Annotated in this window: 24 protein-coding genes; 12 read left to right on the forward strand and 12 right to left on the reverse strand. The window is 60.0% G+C overall.

What is annotated here, in order from left to right; translation table 11 throughout:
- Window positions 1–309 precede the first annotated feature (309 nt).
- From TQ29_RS12595 to TQ29_RS12615, 5 genes are read left to right on the forward strand one after another with little or no spacing between them, the layout of a single operon-like run.
- Window positions 310–1,344: an ABC transporter permease gene (locus tag TQ29_RS12595; RefSeq protein WP_207642708.1), complete on the forward strand. Its 1,035-nt coding sequence runs from the start codon at window positions 310–312 to the stop codon at window positions 1,342–1,344.
- A gap of 2 nt (window positions 1,345–1,346) precedes the next feature.
- Window positions 1,347–2,225, forward strand: coding sequence for an ABC transporter permease (locus TQ29_RS12600; RefSeq protein WP_157445581.1), 879 nt, complete (start codon window positions 1,347–1,349; stop codon window positions 2,223–2,225).
- 2 nt (window positions 2,226–2,227) lie between these two features.
- Entirely contained in the window at window positions 2,228–3,199 is a 972-nt protein-coding gene (locus TQ29_RS12605) for an ABC transporter ATP-binding protein (RefSeq protein WP_054539456.1), read from the forward strand.
- A complete protein-coding gene (locus TQ29_RS12610; RefSeq protein ID WP_054539457.1) occupies window positions 3,196–4,188 on the forward strand; it encodes an ABC transporter ATP-binding protein in 993 nt (330 codons plus the stop codon). Before TQ29_RS12605 ends, TQ29_RS12610 begins: the two co-directional genes overlap by 4 nt.
- A gap of 57 nt (window positions 4,189–4,245) precedes the next feature.
- A complete protein-coding gene (locus TQ29_RS12615; RefSeq protein WP_157445582.1) occupies window positions 4,246–5,697 on the forward strand; it encodes an MFS transporter in 1,452 nt (483 codons plus the stop codon).
- A 23-nt stretch (window positions 5,698–5,720) separates the two neighbouring features.
- On the opposite strand, the gene TQ29_RS12620 is transcribed toward TQ29_RS12615, so the two are convergent.
- Window positions 5,721–7,172 (reverse strand): LLM class flavin-dependent oxidoreductase, encoded by a 1,452-nt coding sequence (locus tag TQ29_RS12620; RefSeq protein ID WP_235974546.1) that lies wholly within the window; start codon window positions 7,170–7,172, stop codon window positions 5,721–5,723.
- Between the two features lie 566 nt (window positions 7,173–7,738).
- On the opposite strand from TQ29_RS12620, the gene torT (TQ29_RS12625) reads away from it, so the two are divergent.
- From torT (TQ29_RS12625) to TQ29_RS12635, 3 genes are all read left to right on the forward strand, one after another.
- On the forward strand, window positions 7,739–8,806 hold the full coding sequence (gene torT / locus TQ29_RS12625) for a TMAO reductase system periplasmic protein TorT (protein WP_054539460.1): 1,068 nt from the start codon (window positions 7,739–7,741) through the stop codon (window positions 8,804–8,806).
- A 207-nt stretch (window positions 8,807–9,013) separates the two neighbouring features.
- Window positions 9,014–10,009 carry an ABC transporter permease gene (locus TQ29_RS12630; protein WP_054539461.1) on the forward strand — a complete coding sequence of 332 codons (996 nt, stop codon included), beginning with the start codon at window positions 9,014–9,016 and terminating at the stop codon, window positions 10,007–10,009.
- 51 nt (window positions 10,010–10,060) lie between these two features.
- Entirely contained in the window at window positions 10,061–10,855 is a 795-nt protein-coding gene (locus TQ29_RS12635; protein ID WP_054539462.1) for an ATP-binding cassette domain-containing protein, read from the forward strand.
- 12 nt (window positions 10,856–10,867) lie between these two features.
- Here the strand turns inward: TQ29_RS12635 and TQ29_RS12640 are convergent, their stop codons facing one another.
- The 10 genes from TQ29_RS12640 to TQ29_RS12685 all read right to left on the reverse strand — a co-directional run bounded on the left by TQ29_RS12640 (window position 10,868) and on the right by TQ29_RS12685 (window position 21,125).
- Window positions 10,868–11,827: an ABC transporter permease gene (locus TQ29_RS12640; RefSeq protein WP_054539463.1), complete on the reverse strand. Its 960-nt coding sequence runs from the start codon at window positions 11,825–11,827 to the stop codon at window positions 10,868–10,870.
- A complete protein-coding gene (locus TQ29_RS12645; protein WP_054539464.1) occupies window positions 11,824–12,849 on the reverse strand; it encodes an ABC transporter permease in 1,026 nt (341 codons plus the stop codon). The genes TQ29_RS12640 and TQ29_RS12645 overlap by 4 nt, the downstream gene beginning before the upstream one ends.
- A complete protein-coding gene (locus tag TQ29_RS12650) occupies window positions 12,846–14,408 on the reverse strand; it encodes a sugar ABC transporter ATP-binding protein (RefSeq protein ID WP_207642709.1) in 1,563 nt (520 codons plus the stop codon). Before TQ29_RS12650 ends, TQ29_RS12645 begins: the two co-directional genes overlap by 4 nt.
- 18 nt (window positions 14,409–14,426) lie before the next feature.
- A complete protein-coding gene (locus tag TQ29_RS12655; RefSeq protein ID WP_054540431.1) occupies window positions 14,427–15,236 on the reverse strand; it encodes an N-acyl homoserine lactonase family protein in 810 nt (269 codons plus the stop codon).
- A gap of 72 nt (window positions 15,237–15,308) precedes the next feature.
- Window positions 15,309–16,364: a TMAO reductase system periplasmic protein TorT gene (gene torT, locus TQ29_RS12660; RefSeq protein WP_082386632.1), complete on the reverse strand. Its 1,056-nt coding sequence runs from the start codon at window positions 16,362–16,364 to the stop codon at window positions 15,309–15,311.
- Between the two features lie 39 nt (window positions 16,365–16,403).
- Window positions 16,404–17,441, reverse strand: a complete 1,038-nt coding sequence (locus TQ29_RS12665) for an Ldh family oxidoreductase (RefSeq protein ID WP_162231827.1) — start codon at window positions 17,439–17,441, stop codon at window positions 16,404–16,406.
- Window positions 17,442–17,461: 20 nt separating this feature from the next.
- Window positions 17,462–18,766: an FAD-binding oxidoreductase gene (locus TQ29_RS12670; protein ID WP_054539467.1), complete on the reverse strand. Its 1,305-nt coding sequence runs from the start codon at window positions 18,764–18,766 to the stop codon at window positions 17,462–17,464.
- 75 nt (window positions 18,767–18,841) lie between these two features.
- Window positions 18,842–19,900 (reverse strand): ABC transporter ATP-binding protein, encoded by a 1,059-nt coding sequence (locus TQ29_RS12675; RefSeq protein WP_054539468.1) that lies wholly within the window; start codon window positions 19,898–19,900, stop codon window positions 18,842–18,844.
- Entirely contained in the window at window positions 19,900–20,712 is an 813-nt protein-coding gene (locus TQ29_RS12680; protein ID WP_157445583.1) for an ABC transporter permease, read from the reverse strand. The genes TQ29_RS12675 and TQ29_RS12680 overlap by 1 nt, the downstream gene beginning before the upstream one ends.
- Window positions 20,709–21,125 carry an ABC transporter permease gene (locus TQ29_RS12685; RefSeq protein WP_054539469.1) on the reverse strand — a complete coding sequence of 139 codons (417 nt, stop codon included), beginning with the start codon at window positions 21,123–21,125 and terminating at the stop codon, window positions 20,709–20,711. Before TQ29_RS12685 ends, TQ29_RS12680 begins: the two co-directional genes overlap by 4 nt.
- 63 nt (window positions 21,126–21,188) lie before the next feature.
- Here TQ29_RS12685 and TQ29_RS12690 point away from each other — a divergent pair, with 63 nt between their 5' ends.
- From TQ29_RS12690 to TQ29_RS12705, 4 genes are read left to right on the forward strand one after another with little or no spacing between them, the layout of a single operon-like run.
- The gene (locus TQ29_RS12690) at window positions 21,189–21,593 is read left to right on the forward strand and encodes a transposase (protein WP_054538607.1); all 405 of its coding nucleotides are present in this window, start codon (window positions 21,189–21,191) and stop codon (window positions 21,591–21,593) included.
- Window positions 21,590–21,940 (forward strand): IS66 family insertion sequence element accessory protein TnpB, encoded by a 351-nt coding sequence (tnpB, locus tag TQ29_RS12695; RefSeq protein WP_054538608.1) that lies wholly within the window; start codon window positions 21,590–21,592, stop codon window positions 21,938–21,940. The genes TQ29_RS12690 and tnpB overlap by 4 nt, the downstream gene beginning before the upstream one ends.
- A 59-nt stretch (window positions 21,941–21,999) precedes the next feature.
- The gene (locus TQ29_RS12700) at window positions 22,000–23,613 is read left to right on the forward strand and encodes an IS66 family transposase (RefSeq protein WP_054538609.1); all 1,614 of its coding nucleotides are present in this window, start codon (window positions 22,000–22,002) and stop codon (window positions 23,611–23,613) included.
- Complete coding sequence (locus TQ29_RS12705) at window positions 23,613–23,912, forward strand: hypothetical protein (protein WP_054540360.1); 300 nt, start codon at window positions 23,613–23,615, stop codon at window positions 23,910–23,912. The genes TQ29_RS12700 and TQ29_RS12705 overlap by 1 nt, the downstream gene beginning before the upstream one ends.
- On the opposite strand, the gene TQ29_RS12710 is transcribed toward TQ29_RS12705, so the two are convergent.
- Window positions 23,887–24,351 carry an ABC transporter permease gene (locus TQ29_RS12710; RefSeq protein ID WP_054539470.1) on the reverse strand — a complete coding sequence of 155 codons (465 nt, stop codon included), beginning with the start codon at window positions 24,349–24,351 and terminating at the stop codon, window positions 23,887–23,889. The genes TQ29_RS12705 and TQ29_RS12710 overlap by 26 nt on opposite strands.

Consider the following 24,351-nt stretch of genomic DNA (forward strand, 5'->3'; position numbering starts at 1 on the left):
ATACAGCTCCTCATCCGCATGGACGACCAATGGATACTGTATACGATTCAACTAGCTGAAGATTCTTTCCGCAAAAAAAGCGTTTCAAGCGCGCCGCCCGATAAATTAAGCGCGTGAATAATTAATCGCGGTAAAAACAGGAGGTTTGCCTTCCGAAGTGCCAATTTTTGAACTTCTGCAGGAATGTCTGCGGTTTTGTGGTGGGGAAATTTATCCGCCACCAGAAAATACCGTATACGAAACGAACGATCCCTTGATTTCCGTATGATTTTTCGGGTTCCAACCATAACGCTAATGAAAGGGTATCGAGTGACATCCAAAGTCCTGCCGGGCACCCGAGCCGTGGTTGAAAAATCCGCCGCAAACCCCGCGCGGCTCTCCTCCATACGCTATGTCGCACTTAAAGTGCTGAGCGCATTGCCAATGTTGCTGGGCGTGATCGTTGTTAATTTCGTTCTCATCCACCTTGCGCCCGGTGACCCGGTAAGCGTGCTGGTCGGCGAAACAGAACCCACCCCCGAGCAACTGGCAGAGCTCTATCAAAAACTCGGGCTGGACAAATCCGTTGGGCGGCAGTTTCTGGAATACGTCGGTTCCATCCTGCGCGGGGATCTGGGCTATTCATATGTGCTGCAAAACGATGTGTTGGGCCTGATCCTCAATCGCGTTCCCGCGACGCTTTCGCTGATGCTGACCTCGCTCATCGTTTTCACGGTAGTAGGTGTGCTTCTGGCCATCATCGTGGCGCGCCACCCCAAATCCCTGATCGACAGAGGCGGCTCGGCGCTTGCGGTCATAGGCTATTCCGTTCCCGCCTTTTGGCTGGCCCAGATTATACTTCTGGTCTTCGCCCTGCAGCTGCGTTGGTTTCCGACCAACGGGATGACGAACAGCCGATACACCTACGAAGGCTGGGCTTATTTTACCGATGTTCTGCATCACTTGATCCTGCCCGCATCTGTACTGGGGATGCGGTATCTGGCCATCAATTTTCGCTATGCGCGCGCAGCGATGCGTGACGCGCTGTCTCAGGACTATATCGTCGCGGCGCGTGCCAAAGGACTGCCGGAAAAACGCATCGTCTTTCATGCGTTTCGCAATGGCATCCTACCGGTGATCACCGTTTTCGGGCTGAACGTGACCGATATTCTGGCCGGGTCCATCCTGACCGAGATTGTCTTTGGGTGGCCCGGCATCGGCCGCCTTATGTATGATGCGATGTATGCGCGCGACTATCCGCTGCTCATGGGTATCTTTATCTTCGTGTCTATCGGCATCATCATCACCAACCTCTTGATTGATATCGTCTATTCCCTCTTTGATCCACGCGTGAGGCTGAAATGAGCATGCAAGACACCCCCCCGCTCAAGTCGCGTTTCGCGGTGCTCTACGGAAACCTGTTACGCTATCCAGCACGCTTGCGGCTTGACCCCGTATCGGGCGCGGCGTTGTTCACCCTTGTGGCGATGTTGCTGTTTGCCTTCATCACCCCGCTTTTCTTTGAAAATGTGAATGCCATGGGGCACGAGTCTTTCGCGCCACCCGGCCCACAGCATCCAATGGGCACGGATGATCTGGGCCGGGATGTGTTCGCGCGGTTCGCCTACGGTGCACGCAGCTCGCTTTCCGTGGGAATTCTGGCGGCGTTCACATCCTCGATCATCGGAATTTCGCTGGGCGCGGTGGCAGGCTTCAGCCAGGGCGTGGTGGACATCGTGCTCATGCGCATATCCGAACTCTTCCAGGTTATTCCGCGTTTTTTCCTTGCCCTGCTCGTGATCGCCATTTTCGGATCGCACCTGATCTTCATCATTTTGACGATCGGCCTGCTTGGCTGGCCCGAGGTCGCACGTATCACCCGGGCCGAGTTTCTGACCCTGCGCGAGCGGGAATATGTGATGGCGGCCCACGCAGTGGGACAATCGACACGGTCGATCATCTTTGGCGAAATTCTTCCCAACGCCATGCCACCGCTGATCGTGGCAATGACCATGCAGGTATCTTCCGCGATCCTGCTCGAAGCGGGACTCAGCTTTCTGGGTCTGGGGGATCCCTCGAACCCAAGCTGGGGGCTGATGCTGAACGAAGCACAGCAATTCCTGACACGCGCATGGTGGATGGCGGTGTTCCCGGGGCTGGGTATCCTGCTGACGGTCGCGGCGTTGAACATCTTTGGCGACCACCTGACCGACGTCCTGAACCCCCGGCTTAGAGGAGGACGCTGATCATGGCTGAAGCTTTGCTTGTGGTCGAAGGGCTGAACACGGTTCTGAACACCAGCGAGGGCACCGTACGCGCCGTCACCGATGTTTCGGTCGAGATCGGCAAGGGCGAGATCGTCGGCATCGTCGGAGAATCCGGCTGCGGCAAGTCGATGACAGTGATGTCGATCATGGGGCTGGTCCCAAGCCCGCCGGGAGAGGTGACAGGTGGGCGGGTCATGTTTGATGGAACGGATCTGCGGACGCTCTCCGGCGCCGAGATGCAAAAGACCCGTGGTCGCCGCATAGGGATGATCTTTCAGGATCCGATGACCTTTCTGAATCCGGTCCTGACGATCGAATCCCAGATTTCCGAAATGCTGCGCCATCATCTGAATTTGACAAAGGCAGAGCGCCGGGAGCGTGTGATTGATCTGTTGCGCCGGGTGCGCATACCTGATCCCGCCCGCGTTGTGGCAAGCTATCCCCACCAGCTTTCTGGCGGGATGCGCCAGCGTATTCTGATTGCCACGGCAATTTCCTGCGATCCCGAGCTTATCATCGCTGACGAACCGACGACCGCGTTGGATGTCACGGTTCAGGCGCAAATCCTCGAGCTGCTGAAAGAGATCATCCACGACATGGGATCGTCCCTGCTGTTGATCACCCATGATCTGGGGGTGGTCGCGGAAACATGTGATCGGGTTTACGTCATGTATGCGGGAAAAGTGGTCGAGGAGGCCCCGGTGGACGAGCTGTTCCGCACCCCCAAGCATCCTTACACGCAGGGGCTTTTGGCGTCGATCCTGCGGGCGGATGAGCGGCGGGACGAGCTTTATGCGCTGGATGGCACAGTGCCCAATCTGGTCGATGTGCCTGTCGGCTGCGCCTTTGTCGATCGTTGCGCCAAAGCCACCGCAATCTGCGAAACGGCCGGTCCAGGCTGGACCAGAAACTCAGACGTCTCCGGCGTCGCTTGCTGGAACTACGAAACATGACGACCGCCCCAATTCTGAGTGTTGAAAGCCTGACGAAAACCTATCGCAGCGGAGGGTTGTTTTCGACCACGCCGCCGGTTCAGGCAGTTGCCGGTGTCAGTTTCGATATCGCCCCCGGCGAAACCCTGGCACTGGTGGGGGAATCCGGCTGTGGCAAATCGACGATCGGGCGGGTCATTATGAACCTGACCGACCCGACAAGCGGGCATGTCGTCTTTGACGGCAGCGATCTTGCTACCCTTGATGCCAAGGCTGCTCTGGAAACCAAGACACATTTGCAGATGATCTTTCAGGATCCCTTCGGGTCACTGAACCCGCGCAAAACCGTACGCCAGATCCTGAGCCAGCCTTTCCGCGTGGCTGGTATCAGCAACTGGGAACCCCGTGTTCTGGATCTTCTGCGTGTGGTGGGGATGACCCCGCCAGAACGCTTCGTGAACCGGATGCCGCATGAGTTCTCCGGGGGACAGCGCCAAAGAATTGCCATCGCGCGCGCCTTCGCCCTTCAGCCCAAACTGATCGTTGCGGATGAATGCGTCTCGGCGCTGGACGTGTCAGTGCGCGCTCAGATCCTTAAGCTTATGAAGCGTCTGCAGCAAGAAACCCAGGTATCCTATCTGTTCATCAGCCATGATCTGGGTGTTGTCCGGTCCATGGCGCACAGGGTCGCCGTGATGTATCTGGGCAGGCTGGTCGAGATCGGACCTGTCGAGCAGATATTCAACGCGCCCGCGCATCCCTATACCCAGGCGCTTCTGTCAGCGTCCCCTGTGCCGGATCCGGAACGCGAGCGGACAAAGCGGCGCATCATTTTGCGTGGCGACATTCCGTCACCCAGCCGGCCCCCGTCCGGATGCCGGTTTCACACCCGCTGCCCGATAGCGCGCCCGCTTTGCAGCGAGCGGGAGCCGATATTGGAAGCCCGCTCGGCGGATCACCCCGTGGCCTGCCATTTTTCCGACCTGGCCAAGGCAGACGCTTGGACCTAGCCATGACAATAGCCGCGTGTCACGTTCCGGCTGGCGATCACCGCCCCGGGGGCGACCGTGATCCCTGAATCCGGCAGCCCGCATGGCGGCGATGACGGAACGCCCCCGCAAGGTTTCGTCCGCCCCAGCTTGCCGACATTGTTTCTGGCCATTGTCCCGCCGCTTTTCATGGGGATTTCAGATCAGACCATTGTCAGCACCGCCCTGCCCAGCATCATCCAATCGCTTGGCGGGTTCGATCGGATGGCGCTGGTGGTTATCGCCTATCTTGCCGCAGTAACCGTTTCCGCGCCGCTCTACGGGCGTCTGGGGGATGCGCTAGGGCGGCGGCGGATGATGTGCGTCGCGCTGTGCATGGCGGTAGTTGGCAGCGCATTTTGCAGTCTGTCCGTCAGTTTCGAAATGCTTGTCGCCTCGCGGTTTCTGCAAGGCCTGGGCGGCGGCGGGCTTATCGGGCTCGCCCAGGCGCTGCTCGGGCAATATGTCGGCCCCAGGGCGCGGGCAAAGTATCAGGGGTATCTGGCGACGATCGCCATGGTCGCCAGCACCTTTGGCCCGGTGGCCGGAGGGCTGATCACCGGGCATTTCGGGTGGCGCTGGATCTTCGCCCTCAACATTCCGCTTGGCATTCTGGCCTTCGTTCTTGTCATGCGTCTGCCACCGCGCCAGACGCCCCGCGAAAAGATCGCCTTCGACTATCCGGGTTTCTTGTTGTTCGCGGGGTTTGTCGCAACGGCATTGACCATCATCGAAACCGTCAAGCGCGGCGCGGCGGTCCATAGCACCCTTTTTCTTCTTGTTGCGATTGCGGGAGCAATCCTCATGTTGCTTGTCCTTCGCGAACGGCGTGCGGCCGAACCATTGTTTCCCGGGGATCTGCTTGGCCGTCCGTCAATCTTTTTCAGCATGTTGTTGGCGATGTGCCACGGCGGGCTCTATGTTTCTCTTCTGACGTTCATTCCGATCTATTTCGCGCTTGGCCATGGCGTTCCCCCGCGTGAGCTCGGGCTGCTCATGCTGCCTGTAACGCTTGGCATCGGGTCGGGCGCCTTTGTCACCGGCAAGCTGATCAACAGAACCGGCCGCACCACGCTCTACCCCGCGATCAGCCTGTCATTGGCCAGCGCGCTGCTTTTCCTTGCCTCGGTGGGAATCGAAACGCTTTCGCCTTGGCAAGCGTCGATTTACTTTGCGATCGTTTGCTTGCTGCTGGGGTCGGTGATGGGCGTGGTCCAGATTACTGTGCAGACCGAGGCCGGGATCAAGCGGCTTGGTATCGCCACCGCCAGCGTCGTGCTTTCGCGGTCATTGGGGGCTGCGTCGGGAACGGCATTCGCCGGGCTGGCGCTTGCCTTGACGCTTGACCTGCCAGCCGGCGCCTCCGCGACCTCGGCCGACATTTCCGCGGAAATGCTTCAGCCGGGCTTTCACAATGTTTTTCGTTTGCTCGGGTGCATCGCCGCGGCGGGCGCGGCGATGGCCTTTCTGATCCCCCGGCGCCGGATCTGACAAGACCCGAACCGGGGCAATGGTCATTCCCCTGCCAAACGCGTGGGCGCCTGCAGCTTCGGCCGGCGTGGCAATCCCAACCCCAGATTTTCGCGCAATGTCGTGCCTTCATATGCGGTACGGAAAAGCCCGCGCTTCTGAAGCTCGGGAATGACCATTGTGTTGAAATCCGCAAGGCTGTTGGGGAAATAATCCATCAGAAAGATGAAACCGTCCGCAGCGTCAGCTTCGAACCAGCGCTGCATCTCATCGGCGACCTGACCGGCAGTCCCGATGAAGGCGGGCGCACCTTTTGACGCGACACTCAAATAGAGATCCCGGATCGTCATGTTCTGCTCGCGCGACATCTTGAACAGACGCTCCTGTGCGCTTCGGTTGGCATTGCTGACCGGCAGATCGGGCAACAGTTCATCATCCGCATATTGGGACAGGTCGATCACGTCACCCAGCATATGTTTCAGGTAGTCGCGCCCAACCACCGGATCTGTCAGCTCCAGCAGTTCCTGATGCTTGGCCTGTGCGGCCTCTTCGGTGTCCGCGACAAAAACGGAAATGCCGGGCATTATCACCAACTCCTCCGGTGCGCGCCCGTATTTGGCCATGCGTCCTTTGATATCTCTGTAAAATTTCTGCGCCTCTTCCATGCCGGGGCTGACGGTAAAGATCACCTCGGCGGTTTCGGCCGCCAGATTTCGCCCCGACTCCGATGCGCCGGCCTGTACCATGACCGGGTGGCGCTGCGGCGAAGGCGGGACATTCAGCGGCCCACGCACCTGAAAATGCGCGCCCTTATGGTTCAGAAGGTGCATCTTTTCACGATCGAAGAACAGGCTGCTTTCCTTGTCATATAGGAACGCTTCATCATCCCAGCTGTGCCAGAGCCCGCGCACCACTTCGGCAAACTCAAGCGCCCGGATATAGCGGTCGCCGTGGTCCGGGTGCTTTTCACGGCTGAAATTCTCGGCTTCTTCAAGGTTGGAGGAGGTCACGAGGTTCCAGCCGCTGCGCCCGCCACTGATCAGATCAAGTGACGCGAACTTGCGCGCCAGCATATAGGGTTCGTCGTAGGTGGTATTGTGCGTCGCGATCAGGCCGATATTCGTTGTCACCATGGAGAGCGCGGCGAGCAGCGTCAAAGGCTCGAACTGGGCGACATAGCGCGTGCTGGAGCGCGCCAGAACCTCCCAATCGTGACCCCGCATCGCCATGCTGTCTGCCAGGAAAACAAAATCAAGCAACCCCGACTCCGCCATGCGGGCCATATCCGCAACGGCGCTGATATTGGCGCCCAGATCGGCGACCGCATCGGGATGGCGCCATCCGTTCACATTGGCCCCGGTGGCAGTTCCATAAAGGCCTATCTTCATCTTTGCCGCGTGGCTTGGCATCGCAGATCTCCATAATGATATACTGGATACTGTATACAACCCAAGAGGCGTGAAATAGCGCCATTGCCCGCGAGGGTCGCATTTCATGTTCGAGGCTGGCCACTGCATAAAGAGACAGCAGACCTTTCAGCCTGTGCAAAAGCACGCGCCACCATCTTGAGATTTGGCAAGCTCTCTGCCTGTTCAACCAACAACAGAGCATATTCTGGAAGGAAAAATTTCCAGCTTGCCGGTCTCTGGATCGACTGCACATCGGATATTGGCATGTTAACGCTCTGCCGGTTTCGAAGGCACGCACCCCAAAAGGGACGGCGCTTTTTCAGCAGTTCGCGCTGATGGATATTTTCTTGAAATCGCACGAGCCTGGAGGAAATAAGAAATTTGCTCTCACGTGAGCAGAACCATACTGAACCAGGCCCACCAATCCCTCAAATAAACATATGTTTTTAATCAATAAATTTAAAAACAGAGATCGCGGCGCGGCATGTGAGCTGGAAAGTTTTGGTATTTTGAAATACCAAAATTGGCAGCATTGATACGACAATCAATACTATCGATTTGATCGATACATTTATCGATCCCCAGAATTCATGAGGCCGCATCAAGAGTTTGCTGCCACGGGATCCACACAGATTTTTCGAAGGGAGAACCAGATGCGAATTGGAAAATACCTTGCAACCACTGCCGTTGCGCTGACTTTTGCCGGCCACGGCGCATGGGCGGACGAGGAAACCTGGTCGGCACCGCTTCTCGCCGAAGGGGACCTGACCGCCGAAACCTACACCCCACTTCCCGTCGGAGCGGTCAGCAAGCCATGGCACCTGTGTGTCAGCTTTCCGCATATGAAAGATGCCTACTACGTCGCGAAGGACTACGGCGTCGTGGTCGAGGCGCAGCGGCAGGGTGTGGCCGCAACCATCATGTCCGCAGGCGGCTACGCGAATGTCCTGCAGCAAATCCAGCAGCTTGAAGACTGCGTTTCCCGCGGCGGTGATGCCGTGCTGGTGAACGCGGTCTCAAAGACAGGCCTCGTTGCGATGGTCGAGGAAATGGCCGCCAAGGGCATTCCGGTGATCGATCTTGGCAACGGGCTGGACTCCGACAAGGTGGCGGGGCGCGCACGCGCAGGCTATTACAACGCCGGGGCCCAGGCCGGCGCCTATCTCGCCAGCAAGCACCCCGCCGGCTCGGGCAAGGTGGAGATGGTCTGGATGGCCGGCCCCGCCGGGTCTCAATGGGTTGAGGATGCGGTTGCCGGGATGAAGGACAGCATCGTGGGCTCGGATGTGGAACTGGTCAAGGTGATGTATGGCGATACCGGAAAGGGTGTCCAGATGCGCCTGATCGACGATGCTCTGCAAACCTATGAAGGGCTTGATATCATCGGTGGGGTCGCCCCGGCCATCGAAGGTGGAGTGGAAATCATCAAGGCCAAGGGGCTCGAGCATATCGATCTGATCGCCTTTTACTCGACGCCCGCCATGGAACAGGGGGTGCGCGACGGCGATGTGATGGCCACGGTCGGCGACTACAATCTCGTGGGCTCGCGCATCAGCGTCGATCAGGCGATCCGTGCGCTCGAGGGCAAGCTGGAGATCGAAGTCGCGAACCGTGCGTTCTTCATCGTCGATCAGGACAACGTGAATACCTACGATCGCACCACGATCCTTGCTCCTGACGGTTTCGAACCGGTGTTCGAGGTCAAGGCACCAACGAACTGAACAGGGCATATTCGTTCTGCCCCTCTTCCGACCAATCGCTGGGAGCCCGATCGCCGGTCGGGTTCCCAACTCAGACTGCGGCTTACCGATAATCAAATCCCTCAAACTTTGCTGGCGCGACCCGCAAAACGGAGAACACGTATGGTGAATACAGAAATCAATTCTCACGCGGACCCATCCGCTAATCGCCCGATTTGGGCACGGACAATGCGGGTCTTGCATGATGTGTTTCTGGCCAACGGGATTCTTCCCTTTGTCCTGGTCGCCGCCATCATCTTCATGGGCATCGCCGAGCCCCGGTTTCTGAGCTACGACAACCTTTTCAATCTTGGGCGACATTCCACCTATCTGATCATTATCTCGGTCGGCCAGATGCTCGCGCTTCTGGTTCGGGGGATTGATATGTCGGTGGGCTCGACTGTCGCACTTGTCAGTGTGACGACAGCGCTGGCCATCACCGGCACGGCCCAGGCCATACCCGACGCACCACCGGGGCTGGCCATTGTCGCGGGCGTCGCCGCGGGGATGCTGACCGGCGCTGTCGTCGGTCTGATCAATGGCATCGGCATTGCCGTGCTGTCTGTCAGCCCATTCATCATGACCGTCGGGATGATGTCCATCGCCACGGGCGTCGCACTGACGCTCAGCGGCGGCATGCCCGTCTACGGGATGCCGCGCGAGTTCGGGCAGATATTTTCCAACGCATCGCTGCACGGCCTGCCGGTCCCGGTGTTGTACTGCATCGCGGTCCTGATCTTGGGCTATTACATGCTGAACTGGACCGTGCTTGGGCGCCGGATCTATTCGCTGGGGGGGAACCTGAACGCGACCCGGCTGGCCGGGGTGAACACGACCTTCTTCATGGTGCTGACCTACGTGCTCTGTTCCGTCATCGTTGCCTTCGGCGCCATTCTTCTGACAGCCCGCGTGAATACGGGCGAGGCCACGCTCGGCACCACCCTCCTCATGGAGTCGATCACCGCATGCGTCATCGGCGGCGTGTCGTTTTTTGGCGGCATTGGCCGGATCAGCAATGTGTTTCTGGGTGCAATCTTTGTCACCATCCTGACCAACGGCATGAACCTTCTGCGCATCGAAAGCTATGTGCAGCAGATCGTTCTGGGCGTCTTTCTCATCGCGGCGGTGGTGGTCGACCAGATCCGGGTGCGGATGCTGCGGCAAGAGCGGATCGAGACAGGTTGATCCCCTGCCCGCCCCCCGCCTCCTCATGCCATCAAAAGGAATACAGATAAAATGACCCTCGCCCAGATCGCCCCCACCACGAACGTCACAGCGAAACTCCCGCATCAGCCGCTTCTGTCGGCGCGCGGCATAGAAAAGAACTATGGCGGCAACCGCGCCCTCAAAGGCGTCAGCCTTGATATTTTCCCCAACGAGGTTGTCGCCCTGGTCGGCGACAACGGCGCCGGAAAGTCCACCTTCGTGAAAATCCTGTCGGGCGCCGAAACCCATGACGGCGGCAGCATTCTGGTTGACGGGCAAAAGGTTCAGATGAGCACGCCCAACGACGCGCATGAAAACGGCATTGCGACGCTGTATCAGGATCTGGGCCTCGTCGACTGTTTCAACGTGCCGCAGAATGTATTCCTCGGGCGGGAACTGACCGGCCGGCTGGGCGGCGCCATCCCCTTCTTGCGGCACACTGAAATGCGTCGCCGGACAGCCGACCTGTTGAAAGAGCTTGATATCCGCCTGCCCGATCTTGCTCGCCCCGTCAGCACAATGTCAGGTGGTCAACGTCAGGCGGTCGCGATCAGCCGGCTTTTGCTGGGCGACGTGCGCCTGATCATCATGGATGAACCCATGGCGGCCCTTGGCGTGGACGAAGGCCAGAAGGTTCTGGACCTGATCGCGCGATTGTCGCGCAAGCACATCTCATTCTTCATCATCAGTCACAACATGGAACATGTGATGACCATCGCAGACCGGATCGCGGTCTTCAAGAACGGCAACCTGGTCGGGGTTGTCCGGCGCGAGGATACCACGCGCGAAGAGATCACCTCGATGATCGTCCACGGCCGCACATAGCGGCTGCCGACATCACCGGCGGAACCGATCCAGCGTAAGTGCGATCAGGATGATCATTCCCAGGCAAATCTGCTGAACGTAGCCATCGATCTGAACCAGATCCATGCCGTTCGACAGCAGCGTGATAAGAACAGCGCCGATCAACGGCGCCACCGCACCTCCGCGCCCGCCCTGTGTGCTGATCCCGCCCACGACAGCGGCCGCGATGGCCTCAAGCGTCAGGTTCGCCCCCAAGGTGGGCTCGCCCGATCCGGTGCGCGCGGTCAGAAGGATAGCGCCAAGCCCCGCAAATGCCGAGCAACAGACATAGGCCATCGCCGTAACCATGCGTGTCTTGACGCCGGCGGTTGTTGCCGCCGTCGGGTTGGCGCCGACCAGATACAGGCTGCGGCCGTACACGCTCCATTTCAGCAGCATGTGCAACGCCAGAGTAGCCAAGCCAAGTGTCCATATCTGAACGGGCACACCAAGCACATCGAGCCGGGAAAGAGCCATGAATTGGGCAGGAACGCCCGATACAGGGAACCCGCCGCTGACGGTGGAGCCAAGCGCCTGCACGATGTACATCGTTCCCAAGGTCACGATGAACGGATTTAGCCCCGTCGCAGCCACAAGCGTGCCATTCAGCCCGCCGATCAGCACCGCTGCGCCCAGCCCGCACAGCGCGGCAAGCAGGATCGGCGCGCCAGCCGCCTGCCCCCATGGCGATACCAACACCATCGCCGTGATCACGCTCACAAGCGACACGGTGTTGCCCAGCGACAGGTCATACCCGCGGGTCAGCAGTACCATGCTTTGCGCCGAGGCGAAGATCATCAGATAGCTCGACTGCACAAGAATGTTGTAGATGTTTCCCTTGGTCAGCATCTGCGGCGAAGCCGCCGAAAACCCGGCCAGCAACAATGCGATCATCACCAGTCCGACAACGGCGGAGTTCAAAAAGAAGCTGCGCGTCATTTGCATCGTCGTCATCGCTGTCCCTCCTGCCGCGCGGCGCGGTCCGTTGCCCGATCCAGAAATGCAGCCGCAAGAAGCACGACCCCGAACACCAACACCTGAAACTTGCTATCCACACGCGCAAGGTTAAGCGCATTTCCCACGACCGCCAGAAACAAGCCCCCGAACATGACCTTGATCGGATTGCCGCTACCTCCGCGCAGCGACACCCCGCCGATGACCGCAGCCGTGATCGCCTGCATCGCGGTATTGGCCCCCAGTGCCGATTGCCCGGACCCCATGCGCGCGGTGAAATAGACCCCCACCAGTGCAGCGAAAAAACCGCTTGCCGCAAACACGCCGCAGATGATCGCCTTGGGCGAGATCCCGGCAATTTCCGCTGCGGCTTCATTGCTGCCAACCGCAAGGATATGGCGGCCATATGCGGTCCGCTCCAGCACGAACCACACGATGAAGACGGCAACCAGAGTGAGATAGAGGAGGCCAGGAAGCCCAAATATCTGCCCGCGCCCGACCCATTGGGTCAGCACTTTGGGAACGCCGTAGACCGGCACGCCATACGTCCAGACGAATACCGCCCCCAGAATGATGGATGATGTAGCGATCGTGGCAATGAACGCGTCCAACTTCAGGGTCGAGATAAGCCACCCGTTCCCGACCCCGGCAATCGCGCCCACACTCAGCCCGGCCAAGACCCCCAGTACGGCGACAAACCCTATCATGTCCGGGAAAACCAGCATGAGCTGGTTCGACACTGACGCCGTCGTGACCGAAGCCAGGGCGACGATCGCACCGACCGACAAATCGAACCTGCCGGTGACAAGCACCAGCATCTGCCCAAGAGCCGCGAGCGTGATCACCGAAAAATCCCGCAGAACATTGAACATGTTCATCTTGGCGACGAACCGTGGTTCGGCCAGCAACATCCCCGTCACGATCAGAACCGAAAGCGGCAGCGCGAGACCCACGCGTTCGTTAAACGCAAAGAGCCGGTCGCGCAGACGAAGCACAGGCGCGGAGTTCGGGGCAAATGTCATGCGACACCCTCCTTCCGAATTTTCGGTGCATGGCCAAAGAACCCCTTGAGCACATTGTCTTCGGTTTTTTGGTCGCCGCAAAGTTCGGCCACGGTCCGACCTTCGGTGACGACATAGACCCTGTTGCTCAGCCGCAGGACCTCTTGCAGATCGGATGAGATCATCAGCACCGCCGCCCCCTTTTCGACCAGCGACTTCAGAAGATCATAAATTTCCGCCTTGGCTCCCACGTCGATCCCCACCGTGGGCTCGTCGAACACGAAGACTTCTGTATTTCGGACCAATCCGCGCGCCAAAAGTACCTTTTGCATGTTTCCGCCCGACAGGCTGCCTACGGGCAGGGTCAGGTCAAGCGGTCGCAGGCGAACCGCCTTCATGGCTTTCATGACCTCGCTGCGCTCATTGCGCCGGCGCAGGAATCCGAACCGCGAAAACATGTTCAGCGAAAGCCCGGTCATCGAGCCGTTCTCCAGCACGGGTCGACTGACGGCCAATCCTCCGACGTTTCGGTCGGGCGGGAAATAGCACAGATGTCGTGCCAGCATCGCCGAAGGGTTGCGCGGCTTGATCAGCGTGCCGTCCATTTCGATCTGCCCCGACCGGATCGGCAAAAGCCCGAACAGCGCCTGACCGATCTCGCTTTTGCCGGAGCCCATCAGCCCGGCGATGCCCACGATTTCGCCGGCACGCAGGGTCAGGCTTGCATCCTTGACCGCACCATTCACTGTGGACAGGTTGGAAATCCGGATCCGCATCGCGCGCGGATCCTGCCGGATTTCGGGATAAAGCGCAGCGATCGGCCGGCCGGTCATCATCTCTACCAGTTTGGCTTCCTGCAGGCCGGCACGCGGAAGGGTGCCGATATAACGCCCGGATCGCAATACGGTAACCCGATCGGCAATCTCGTGGATTTCGCGCATCCGGTGCGATACATAGATGATCCCCACGCCCCGGTGGCGCAGCTTGCGCACCACGTCAAGTAAGGCGTCTGCCTCGTGATCGTTCAGCGATGCCGTCGGCTCGTCCAGGATCAGGATCGAGGCATGCAACAGCAGTGCTTTGCAAATTTCGACCATCTGCCTCTGTGCCCGTGTAAGGGTACCAACGGTGGCCTCCAGGTCGATCGCGAACCCCAGTTCCGCAAGCACCTGACGCGCCTGATCCTGCATTTCGGCGCGCGCCAGAATGCCACGGCGGGTTTTCTCGCGCCCCAGGAACAGGTTGTCGACAACGCTCAGGCTCGGGGCCAGCTGGAACTCCTGAAACACGGCAGAAATACCCGCCGCCTTCGCCCCGCGAAGGGTCAGGAACCCGCAGGATTGGCCGTTTATCGTCAGGGTGCCGGCATCCGGCCGAACGTTGCCGGTGAGCACCTTGATCAGCGTCGATTTCCCCGCCCCGTTCTCGCCGAACAGCACGTGAACCTCACCCGGACGCAGGTCGAAGCTCACTTCGTCCAGCGCCCGGTTCACACCATAGGTTTTGGAGATATCCGACATCTGCAGAACATGTTCGTCCTGCGTGCCCAAAGCGGCCTGCATCTGTTGCTTATCGTTCATTCCGCCGTCTCTCGCTCATCACGCTACAGCCAGAAGATCACCGACGACATTCAGATGTGGCGACTGCGGATCATGGGAAAAGACCACTTCGGCGTCACTGGCCCCTGCCAGATCGATCAGCCTTTGCAGCGACTGCTCGCCCGCGACGGGGTCGGAATGATACCCCCCCTGAATGAACTGATCCATGTTGTGCGCGCTATAAGCGGCATCGAAGGGAAACAGCATCGGTCGTCGATGTTCCGGCGTGACCAGCAGGCTGCAGTGGCCGGCTGAATGCCCGGGCGTGAAGATCAGATCCAGCCCCTTGGCCAGTTCGACATCCCCCTCGACCAGCGTGAAGCGCGTATTCTGTGATGTCTGCCCATCTTTCAACTGCGCCTCGCGGCCCTGTTTGCGGGCCAGTTCGGCGCTGAAGCTCAGGTCACCGTAGGCGCCCACCTCAAACCGATAGGGATTTGCCGCGCGCTCGTATTCCGCCTTTTGGCAGATCTTGGTCGCGCCCGGAAAGAACCGGTTTGCGCCCACATGATCCATATGCAGATGCGAGTTCACCACCGCCGAGATATCCCCGACCTGACCCCCGAGCCTGGCCAAAGCGCCGGGAATGGTCTGTTCAGTGGTCTGCAGCGGCTTTTCGGAAGGAATTTCGCGCTGCACATAGTCAAGGTCGAAGCCGGTATCAAACAGGAACAGCCCATCTGAATGTTCGACCAGCACCGAACAAACGGGCACGCGTATCGGTCCACCGGGTCCGACGTTCCAATACATGTGATACCCGTCCAACAACAGCGAACCGCCATCAAGCAGATAGATCCTGATGTCTTGCATGATCATCTCCGTTCCGGCCGGGCCGCGCGCCTGAGGCACGACCCGAACAAGCCATGAGGCCGACATGTCATGTCATTTGCTGCTGAAGACAGGCCGCCAGTTGGCGGGCGCGAAATGCAGCAATATGTCATCGGTCGACACGTCGGGATCGGTGATCAGCGCCGGTTCCACGTCAAACGCATTCGCCGCTGGCATATTACCTTCAATCGCCATGACCGCCAGATCCACGGCCATCCGCGCCTGCACCACCGTATAGTCGGACACGAGGCCCATGATCTGCTCTTGCTGCAACAGGCGCAACATTTCACGGGTTCCATATTCGGCCATGATCGACACATCGTCGCGCCCGATTTCATCCACGACACCGATCGCGGCTTCGATCGTGGGCGCCGTGCCCCAGATCAGGTTCATCTCGGGATAGGTCTGCAAGGCATCCTCGACAAGGCTCAGTTGCTCGGCCACGCCCGTGTCCCCGAACTTGACATCCAAGAGCGTGATATTGCTGCCTTGAATACCCTCTTGAAACCCTTCGACAGCGGCCTCGGCCCAGCCCGAACCTTGGGCGCCGGGGAAGCCGACGACCTTGTATTCCGAACCATTCGCCGCCGCGACCTCAACCAGGAAGTTCCCGGCCTCGACGCCTTTGGTCCGCATCCGGGTGAACACCTTGCCGGCCACCGGCGCTTCTGAGACCGGGTTGATAAAGGCAATGGTCGGAATTCCCGCCGCCCTGGCCTTCTCGAAGGATCCCGACAGACCTGCTTCTGAAATCGGGGCTACCAGAATGGCATCGACCTTGGACGACAAGCAATTGTCGAACTGGTTCACCTGACGTGGCAGGTTGCCGTATCCGCCCGCCTCGTACAGTGTCAGATCGATGCCCAGGCGCCTGGCCTCTTCGATCAGGCCGTAGTCCGCTGCCAGCCAATAGCTGTCTTTCACATGCGGCACGAGTACGCAGATCTTCCACGGTTGCGTGGCAGATTCCAATGGCTGGAACTCTGATGCGGTTTCCACGCCCTCACGCTGAACCTTGACCGGGAACGGACCCCAGCTTTCGGCGGCGACCAAAGAGGAGGTCGACAGCACCGCTGTGGCTGTCGCCACGAAGACACTCAATAGTTTCATTTTGATATCCCTATGCTTCCCTGTTTTGGTCTGCTGGCACTATGATCTGCCCAGCGGCTGGTCTTGACCGGCCAGATCTGACAGGCTCTGCGCGAGACCCGCCGTGATCGTAATTCCCTGTTCGATATGTTTCCTGCGCGCCGCGAAACGTCGGGCGCCTGGCACGCGCGCGCCTTCCTGAGCTTCGATCGCGCCTGTAATCTGTGCCACACGCGCAAGCCAACCGGGCCCGGCCACGGCTGTCGGGTCGAGCACGACATAGGTCTGCGCCAGACGCACCGGCGGTGCGTCCATCCTGGCCAGCGGCGCGGCCTCGATCGACAATTCGGAGCCCGAGAGAACGGCGGCGAACAGCTCTACGATCAACGCGATACCGATGCCCTTGTAACCGCCCGAGGCCAGAAGCGACCCGGCAAGCCCCGCCTGGGCGTCTTCGGTCGGCTGGCCGTGCGTATCCAGCGCCCAGCCCAGCGGGATGGGTTCGTTGGCGGCAGCCCGCTCTACGATCTCGCTCTTGGCAATAACCGAAGAGGCCTGATCAATCACGATTGGCGGCTTTCCGGCCTGCGGGATCGCACAGGTGATCGGATTGGTTCCGAATACGGGCTTGGTGCCGCCAACGGGAGAAATCGATGCGGGAACATTGGCGAAACCAAGCGCAAGAAACCCTTCCCGAGCAAAGCATTCAGTATGCCAGCCCATGACATCGGCAGCCCAGCCGTTGCGCACCACAAGCGTGGCAATGCCGCAGGACGTCACGGCCTTCACGGTCGCATCAAACCCGGCTTGAAACGCGGGCTGCGGAAACCCGCCCCGCGCATCGGCGATCACGATGCCGGGCCTGGGCTGCGAGACGTCGGGCACCGCCGTTCCGTTCACGCGCCCGGCCTGCAGTTGCTTGCACAGGCCCGGCACACGGGCCACGCCATGGCTTGCGATCCCGTCACGGTCGGCATCGACGTGGATTTGCGCCATCACCGCGGCGACCTCCGGGCTGGCACCTGCCCCCGAAAACGCCTTTGCTGCCAGTTCCAGCGCTTTCTCAATCGACAATGTGACTTCGTCGTTGCTCTTCATCATCTTCTCCCTCGCTCGGGTCATGCTGTGTCAAACCGATCGAATGTATAGTTGCTGATATCCACACTGGGCGTGGCGCCGGTCACGATATCCGCGATGACCTGCCCCGCGCCGGGACCGGGGCCAAATCCCTGTCCGGAAAACCCGCTGGCGATCACCAGCCCCGGAACCCGCTTGACCGGCGAGATCGCCGGCAACGCGTCAGGCGTACCTTCGATAAATCCTGCCCAGGTCTGTTCCGGCTCCAGGTTTTCGAACACCGGATAGGCGGCCTTGAGGTTGGCAACCCCTGATGCAAGCGTCTTTCCGGCGGGGGCGTGCTCCAGGATGCGCGTGCGTTCGAACACGGTTTTCTGATCTTCGGACCAATCCATGCCATCGCGCCAGGCCTTGAAAAAGGAAAGCCCGCCACGCACCTGCACCAGTTTGCGTTTTTCATGCAGCGTGGGAAGGAAGTGAAGAAAGTAGCGGAAATGATCAGGCGTCAGGAAGGTCGTGTTCGCATTACGGCGCGCCACGGTATAGCCGCCATCAGCGCGCTTGCGGAACGAAAAATCCGAGGCGCCCAAGCAGATATCGGGTGCGCCGTCCAAGGGCTTGGTCTGCATGACCGAGGCCAGGAGCCGCAACTGCGGGAAATCCAGCCTAAGATGCTTGCACATCAGCCGCGTCCAGGCCCCCGTCGCCAGTACAACCGACTTGCAACCCACGCGGCCTTTCTCTGTCACCACGCCAGACACGACGCCGCCCGATGTCTCGATCCCCCGGGCAGCGCAGTTGGTAAAGACTTTTGCGCCCTTGCCCTGCGCGCCTTTCGCGATGGCCGGAGCCGCCCAGAGCGGCTCGGCGCAGCCATCGCTTTTGGTATAAAGCCCCCCTGCGAAATCACGCTTGCCACCGGGCAAAAGTGCCTCAAGCTGCGCCTTGGTCAGTATGATACTGTCCACGCCCCGCGGTTCGGCCACGTCGCGCTTCCATTTCGCCCATTCGTCCAGTTCCGCCCGCGTATCACACGGATAGATGCCGCCGTTCTTGCGGTATCCGGTCTTGTAGCCCGCTCGGATATCCAGCGTTTCCCAAATGCGCTCGGACAGGATGCTCAGATCGATATCCGCCTCAACCCGTCCCATCTTGCGCACCCAGCCCCAGTTGCGACCTGACTGTTCAGCCCCGATTTCACCCTTTTCAATCAGGCAGACGGGAATGCCCTTTTCAGCCAGCATCAATGCGGCGCAGGCTCCGATGATGCCGCCCCCTATGATGACCACCTCGGTCTGCTTGGGCAGTTCAGTGTTGCTTGCCACCGGCAATAGACCTTTGAGCATTCCAGCCTTCTCCTTTGCTCCGGCCGCGAAGCGGCATTCCCGTTCTGCCGGACTTTGCAAATCCCGCATCGGTCGCTATCCCGTGATCAAGTGGATAGCGGCATCCGCGACACTCAGATGAACGCGGCCGCCCTTCGCGACCGAAGCAACGCGCATGGCCGGCTGCTTCACACGGACGGGTGTTGTCCCGATCAGGCCCGTCAGAACGGCCATATCGCCATAGTTGTGCTTGTCCTCGACATCGAAAGGCCGACAATCCGGCCCGTTCGCGCCCGAATGCACCTCGATATTTTCCGGGCGGATCAGGGCCTCGTACCGCCCCGGCTCGAGATCCCGGTAGGCGGGCAGCCTACGTCGGCCAAAAGCTTCCAGCTCGACCTGTCCGCCCGCGCTCACAACCGCCTGAAGGAAATTGCTGTCGCCAATGAACTCGGCCACAAACCGCGTCTTTGGCCGGTTGTATATCTCCTCGGGCGTTCCGAACTGTTCGATCCTGCCATTGGAAAACACGACGATGCGGTCGGACATCACCATCGCCTCGGCCTGATCATGAGTGACGAAAATCATGGTTGCGCCGGTCTGGGCATGGATACGCTTAAGCTCTATCTGCATCTGTTCGCGCAGATTCTTGTCCAGTGCCCCAAGGGGTTCATCCAAAAGCACCAGTTCGGGCTCGAACACCAATGCGCGCGCCAGCGCCACGCGCTGCTGCTGACCACCCGAAAGCTCGGACGGGGTGCGGTTTCCGAACCCTTGCAGGCCGACCATCCGCAACGCACTCTCGACCCGCGCGTCAGCCTCGCGCCTGGGCACCTGGCGCATTCGCAAGGGGTAAGAGACATTCTTTGCCACGCTCATATGAGGAAACAGCGCGTAGTTCTGAAACACGATCCCCATGTCACGCTTATGCGCCGGAACATCCGCGATCGATTTTCCGCTGACAATCACCTCACCCCGCGTCGGCGTCTCAAACCCGCCCACGATCATCAGCGTCGTGGTCTTGCCAGAGCCGGATGGCCCCAGGAAAGATACGAATTCGCCCTTGCTGATCGCCAGTCGATCAATCGAAAGCACTTCGGTCTTGCCATCGTAGGATTTACCCAGATCGCGCAGTACCAGAGAAACGTCAGTCATCAGGCGCCGGCCTTTCTGGAATAGGTACGAGAGCTTGCCCACAACAGGCGAATGACAAAGGCGACAAGCACGAAAGCCACCAGAAAGAACACAAGCGCGCCAGAGGCCGCCGCGATCACCGGGTCCATGTCCATCATGAAGCTGTTGAACAGCTGGCGCGGCAGGGTCGCCTTGTCGCGCCCCGAGATGAACACGGCGATCACCGCCTCGTCGAAGGAATGGATGAAGGCATAGAAGCCCGCGACCATGATGCTGGGCATCAGCGCGGGCACGATGACATGCCAGAATGTCGCCCGGCGCCCGGCGCCCAGCGAAAGCGACGCGCGTTCAAGGTTAGGGTCCAGCGATTGTATGCCCGCGCTCAGCACCAACACCGCGGCCGGAATGTTCAGGCAGGTGTGGGCGATGACGACGCCGGTATAGCTTTGGATCAGGCCAAAATAGGCGAAATAGATGAAATAGGCGAAGGCCAGTACAATATGCGGAACAAGCAGCGGCGCGATCATCAAAAGCCGAAACCATGCCTTGCCGGCAAATTGTGACCGCGCCAGGGCGAACGCGGCGGGCATCGCCAGCATCAGGGTGAACGCCACCGTCAGAACCGCAACCAGCAGGCTGTTGAAAAGGGGGATATTCCAGTCCGGGCTGGTGAAGAACTCCACGTAATACTTCAATGAAAGCGCTTTGGGCGGAAAGCTGAGCGACGACGAGGCGCTGAAGGACATCGGGATGACGATCAGGATTGGCCACGCCAGGATGTTGGCGACGATAAAGGCCACAGACTGAAAAAAACGGGGCCTGGTTCCGGTCACTTCGACCCCCACAGTTTTTCAAGGCTGGAAAACGAGCTGTAGATCAGAAACAGCGCACCGGTGAAGGCCATCAGTATCATCGACGAGGCCGCAGCGGTGCCAAAGCTCAGCATCTCCTCGATCTGCTTGCCGATCAGCCCGGAAATCATCAAATTGCGCGGGCTGCCCAAAATCGCAGGGGTGACATAGAACCCCAGGCACGTGATGAAAACCAGCGTTACCCCGTTGGCGACCCCCGGCAGGCTGAGCGGAAAATAGATGTGCACGAGGCCGCGAAGATTGTTGGCCCCCAGGCTGGTAGAGGCGCGAAGCAGCACCGGATCGATGCGTTTCATCGTGGCATAAAGCACCAGCGCCATCAGCGGGGTCAGCATTTGCGTCATCGCGATGATCGAGGCAAAGGTGGTGTACAAAAGTAAGCATCCGCCGAGGGCCGTCTGACCGACCCACCCGGCTGCCTGTAAGAGCATGAAGCTATGACAGATCATAGCTTCATATCCCAAGTAGAGGTTCTTTCGGTCTCGGATACAGGTCGGCGGCGGCGGTGGACCGACGCCGAGAAGGTGCGGATCGTGGAGGAGAGCTACGCGGCGCCGCGGATGGCCGCGGCAACGGCACGACACTACGAGATCTCTCGTTCGCTTCTCACACGGTGGCGTCGCCTGGCCCGTGAGGGCCTTCTGATCGGCAATGGGGACCGGACGCATTTCGCAGCGGTTGCCGTGACGCCGGAAGTCGCCACCGATGCGCAGTGTCGGGCGGATGAGATGAGCCATGATCGGGTGGAGATCATCCTGCCAAACGGACGTCGCCTCGTGACCGCCGCATCGACCGAGACGTCGACCCTTGCGCGGCTCATCCAGGTGGTGGAACGGGCATGATCGCATTTCCGGCAGGCGCAAAGGTGTGGATCGCGGGCGGCGTGACGGACATGCGGAAGGGCATGAACACGCTGGCCTTGCAGGTGCAGCAAGGCCTCGGGCGTGATCCCTATGCCGGGGAGATATTCTGCTTCCGAGGACGCCGTGGCGATCTCGTGAAGCTGCTTTGGCATGATGGGGTCGGCGTGTCGCTCTATATGAAGCGCCTGGAGGCGGGCAAGTTCATCTGGCCGGTCAGCGGCTCGGGCGAGACGGTCCAGATTTCTGCGGCCCAGATCGGCTATCTTCTGGAAGGGATCGACTGGCGTAATCCGCGTTGGACGCAGCGCCCTGCAAAGGTAGGGTAAATATCCTTCAGAGCCCTATTTTATATAGCTTTATTGAGCCGGCATGGTAAATCTTGACCATGTCAGATGCCGCCTCCGAACTCGAGATACTGCGCGCCGAGCTGGCGGCCACAAAGGCCGAACTGGCCCGCTCTAATGCCGTGGTGTCGGCATCAGAAGCGATGATCGCGGGCCTGAAGCTCGAGATCGCGATGCTCAAGCGCGAGAAGTATGGCCGCAGCGCCGAGCGCACTGCTCGGCTCCTCGATCAGCTCGAGTTGCAGCTCGAGGAGTTGGAAACGGCCGCGGCCGAGGATGCCATTCGCGCCGAGCAGGCGGCAGAAAAGGCGACGAAGGTCCGTGCTTTCGATCGGCGCAAGCCCGTCCGCAAGGCGTTCCCCGAGCATCTGCCGCGCGAACGGGTGGTGATCAAGGCGCCGACGGCCTGCGCCTGCTGCGGGTCGGACCGGATCAAGAAGATGGGCGAGGATATCACCGAGACGCTGGAGGTGGTGCCGCGGCAGTGGAAGGTGATCCAGACCGTCCGCGAGAAGTTCACCTGTCGGGATTGCGAGAAGATCTCGCAGCCGCCCGCCCCATTCCACCCCGTTGCGCGGGGATGGGCGGGGCCAAGCCTCCTCGCGATGATCGTGTTCGAGAAGTTCGGGCAGCACCAACCGCTGAACCGCCAGGCCGAACGCTATGCCCGCGAGGGCGTGGAACTCAGCCTCTCCACGCTCGCCGACCAGGTCGGCGCGGTGACCGAGTTGCTGGAGCCGCTGCATACACTGATCGAAGCCCATGTCATGGCCGCAGAGCGGTTACATGGCGATGATACGACGGTCCCGCTGCTGGCCCGGGGCGGCACGAAGACGGCCCGGCTCTGGACCTATGTCCGTGATGATCGGCCCTTTGGCGGCACCGCCCCGCCGGCGGTGGCTTTCCGCTTCTCCCGCGACCGCAGCGGCGAACATCCGACTGGGCATCTCGCGGGCTGGCAGGGCATCCTGCAAGCTGACGCCTATGCCGGATACAACCAGCTCTACGACCCGAAGCGATTACCGGGGACTGTTGTGTCGGCCCTGTGTTGGTCACACGCCCGCCGCAAGTTCTTTGAGCTGGCTGACGTGGAAGGGAATATCCGCAAGGGCAAGGACGCCAAGGAGATCTCCCCGATCGCATTCGAGGCCGTTCGGCGCATCGACGCGCTCTTCGATATCGAGCGCGAGATCAACGGGTTCAATCCGGCGGATCGACTGGAGGCCCGGCAGCGCCTGTCGGCCCCGTTGGTCGAGGATCTGGAGCGTTGGCTGCGCGGCGAACGCGTACTCCTGTCCAAGCACGCCAAGGTAGCCAAGGCGATCGACTATCTGCTGGCGCCGAACCATTGGCCGGGCTTCACCCGGTTCCTCGACGACGGCCGCGTCTGCCTGACCAACAACGCGGCAGAAAGATCGCTACGCGGCGTGGCTCTCGGCAGGAAGTCGTGGCTCTTCGCGGGGTCCGAGCGCGGCGGGCATCGCGCCGCCTTCATGTATTCCCTGATCGGCACCGCGAAGCTGAACGACATTGACCCGCAAGCCTGGCTCGCCGACGTCATCGCCCGCATCTCCGACATGCCGGTCTCGCGCCTGCATGAGTTGCTGCCGTGGGAATGGTCCCAACCTGTCGGGCCGTCGAGGGAAGCCGCATGATGGCACGGGTCACGCAGGTCTACAGCATCGACGAGGTTGCGAGGCGGATCGGGGAAAGCCTGGACCTGATCGAAATCGTCAGTTGGAACGACGACAACATCGACTACGGCGAGATGATCCGCGTCTACAACGGCACCGACGAAAGCCTCGTCACCTTCACCGAGCGCGGCATCGAGTCCCTTCAGGAGCTTCTGGCGGATTTGCGCACGTGGGAGGGCGGCATCCATCAGTTCCTCATCGGCGAACAGTGTGACCCAGACGTCATCGAAACGATCATGGAACACGAGAAAAACACCTGATCCAAGACGGCCTTCGGCGCATGCTTACGTACAAAAGCCGTGGCGCCGGATCCCAGCCAAAGAACATCAGAACGCTCTGCGCAGGGCCGCCCTTGCCCAGAATGATCAGCCAGGCAAAGGTGCGGACCAGAAAGCTGACCAGAAATGAGCTCATGACCACAAAGCCCAGAAACTTGGCATAGAGCCCAGCGCCATTGGCCATAAGAAAGGCCACTGGATAGGCCATGATCAGACTGAGCAAGGTCACTACCGCTGACATCATCGCCGTGCGCAGCAGCGTCTCGACCATATAGCCGCTTTTGAAGAACCGTACGTAATTCGCCAGTCCGGGGGTCGGATCCATGAAGCTGAGCCAGGCCACATAGAGCAGCGGCACAACAAAAAAGATCAGCAGAAATGCCGTAGGCGCAAGAACCGACAGGATCGTTCTGGTAGGCAT

This window comes from Actibacterium sp. EMB200-NS6, from assembly GCF_001305615.1.
GTDB lineage: Bacteria > Pseudomonadota > Alphaproteobacteria > Rhodobacterales > Rhodobacteraceae > Actibacterium_A > Actibacterium_A naphthalenivorans.

Excerpts from the sequence above, each read along its gene's own strand:
- TQ29_RS12600 (WP_157445581.1), top strand. The coding sequence starts at position 1,347 with ATGCAAGACACCCCCCCGCTCAAGTCGCGTTTCGCGGTGCTCTACGGA.
- TQ29_RS12605 (WP_054539456.1), top strand. The coding sequence starts at position 2,228 with ATGGCTGAAGCTTTGCTTGTGGTCGAAGGGCTGAACACGGTTCTGAAC.
- TQ29_RS12610 (WP_054539457.1), top strand. The coding sequence starts at position 3,196 with ATGACGACCGCCCCAATTCTGAGTGTTGAAAGCCTGACGAAAACCTAT.
- TQ29_RS12620 (WP_235974546.1), bottom strand. The coding sequence starts at position 7,172 with ATGAAATGCGACCCTCGCGGGCAATGGCGCTATTTCACGCCTCTTGGG.
- torT (WP_054539460.1), top strand. The coding sequence starts at position 7,739 with ATGCGAATTGGAAAATACCTTGCAACCACTGCCGTTGCGCTGACTTTT.
- TQ29_RS12630 (WP_054539461.1), top strand. The coding sequence starts at position 9,014 with ATGCGGGTCTTGCATGATGTGTTTCTGGCCAACGGGATTCTTCCCTTT.
- TQ29_RS12635 (WP_054539462.1), top strand. The coding sequence starts at position 10,061 with ATGACCCTCGCCCAGATCGCCCCCACCACGAACGTCACAGCGAAACTC.
- TQ29_RS12640 (WP_054539463.1), bottom strand. The coding sequence starts at position 11,827 with ATGACGACGATGCAAATGACGCGCAGCTTCTTTTTGAACTCCGCCGTT.
- TQ29_RS12645 (WP_054539464.1), bottom strand. The coding sequence starts at position 12,849 with ATGACATTTGCCCCGAACTCCGCGCCTGTGCTTCGTCTGCGCGACCGG.
- TQ29_RS12650 (WP_207642709.1), bottom strand. The coding sequence starts at position 14,408 with ATGAACGATAAGCAACAGATGCAGGCCGCTTTGGGCACGCAGGACGAA.
- TQ29_RS12655 (WP_054540431.1), bottom strand. The coding sequence starts at position 15,236 with ATGCAAGACATCAGGATCTATCTGCTTGATGGCGGTTCGCTGTTGTTG.
- torT (WP_082386632.1), bottom strand. The coding sequence starts at position 16,364 with ATGAAACTATTGAGTGTCTTCGTGGCGACAGCCACAGCGGTGCTGTCG.
- TQ29_RS12665 (WP_162231827.1), bottom strand. The coding sequence starts at position 17,441 with ATGAAGAGCAACGACGAAGTCACATTGTCGATTGAGAAAGCGCTGGAA.
- TQ29_RS12670 (WP_054539467.1), bottom strand. The coding sequence starts at position 18,766 with ATGCTCAAAGGTCTATTGCCGGTGGCAAGCAACACTGAACTGCCCAAG.
- TQ29_RS12675 (WP_054539468.1), bottom strand. The coding sequence starts at position 19,900 with ATGACTGACGTTTCTCTGGTACTGCGCGATCTGGGTAAATCCTACGAT.
- TQ29_RS12690 (WP_054538607.1), top strand. The coding sequence starts at position 21,189 with ATGACAGATCATAGCTTCATATCCCAAGTAGAGGTTCTTTCGGTCTCG.
- tnpB (WP_054538608.1), top strand. The coding sequence starts at position 21,590 with ATGATCGCATTTCCGGCAGGCGCAAAGGTGTGGATCGCGGGCGGCGTG.
- TQ29_RS12700 (WP_054538609.1), top strand. The coding sequence starts at position 22,000 with ATGTCAGATGCCGCCTCCGAACTCGAGATACTGCGCGCCGAGCTGGCG.
- TQ29_RS12705 (WP_054540360.1), top strand. The coding sequence starts at position 23,613 with ATGGCACGGGTCACGCAGGTCTACAGCATCGACGAGGTTGCGAGGCGG.
- TQ29_RS12710 (WP_054539470.1), bottom strand. The coding sequence starts at position 24,351 with ATGCCTACCAGAACGATCCTGTCGGTTCTTGCGCCTACGGCATTTCTG.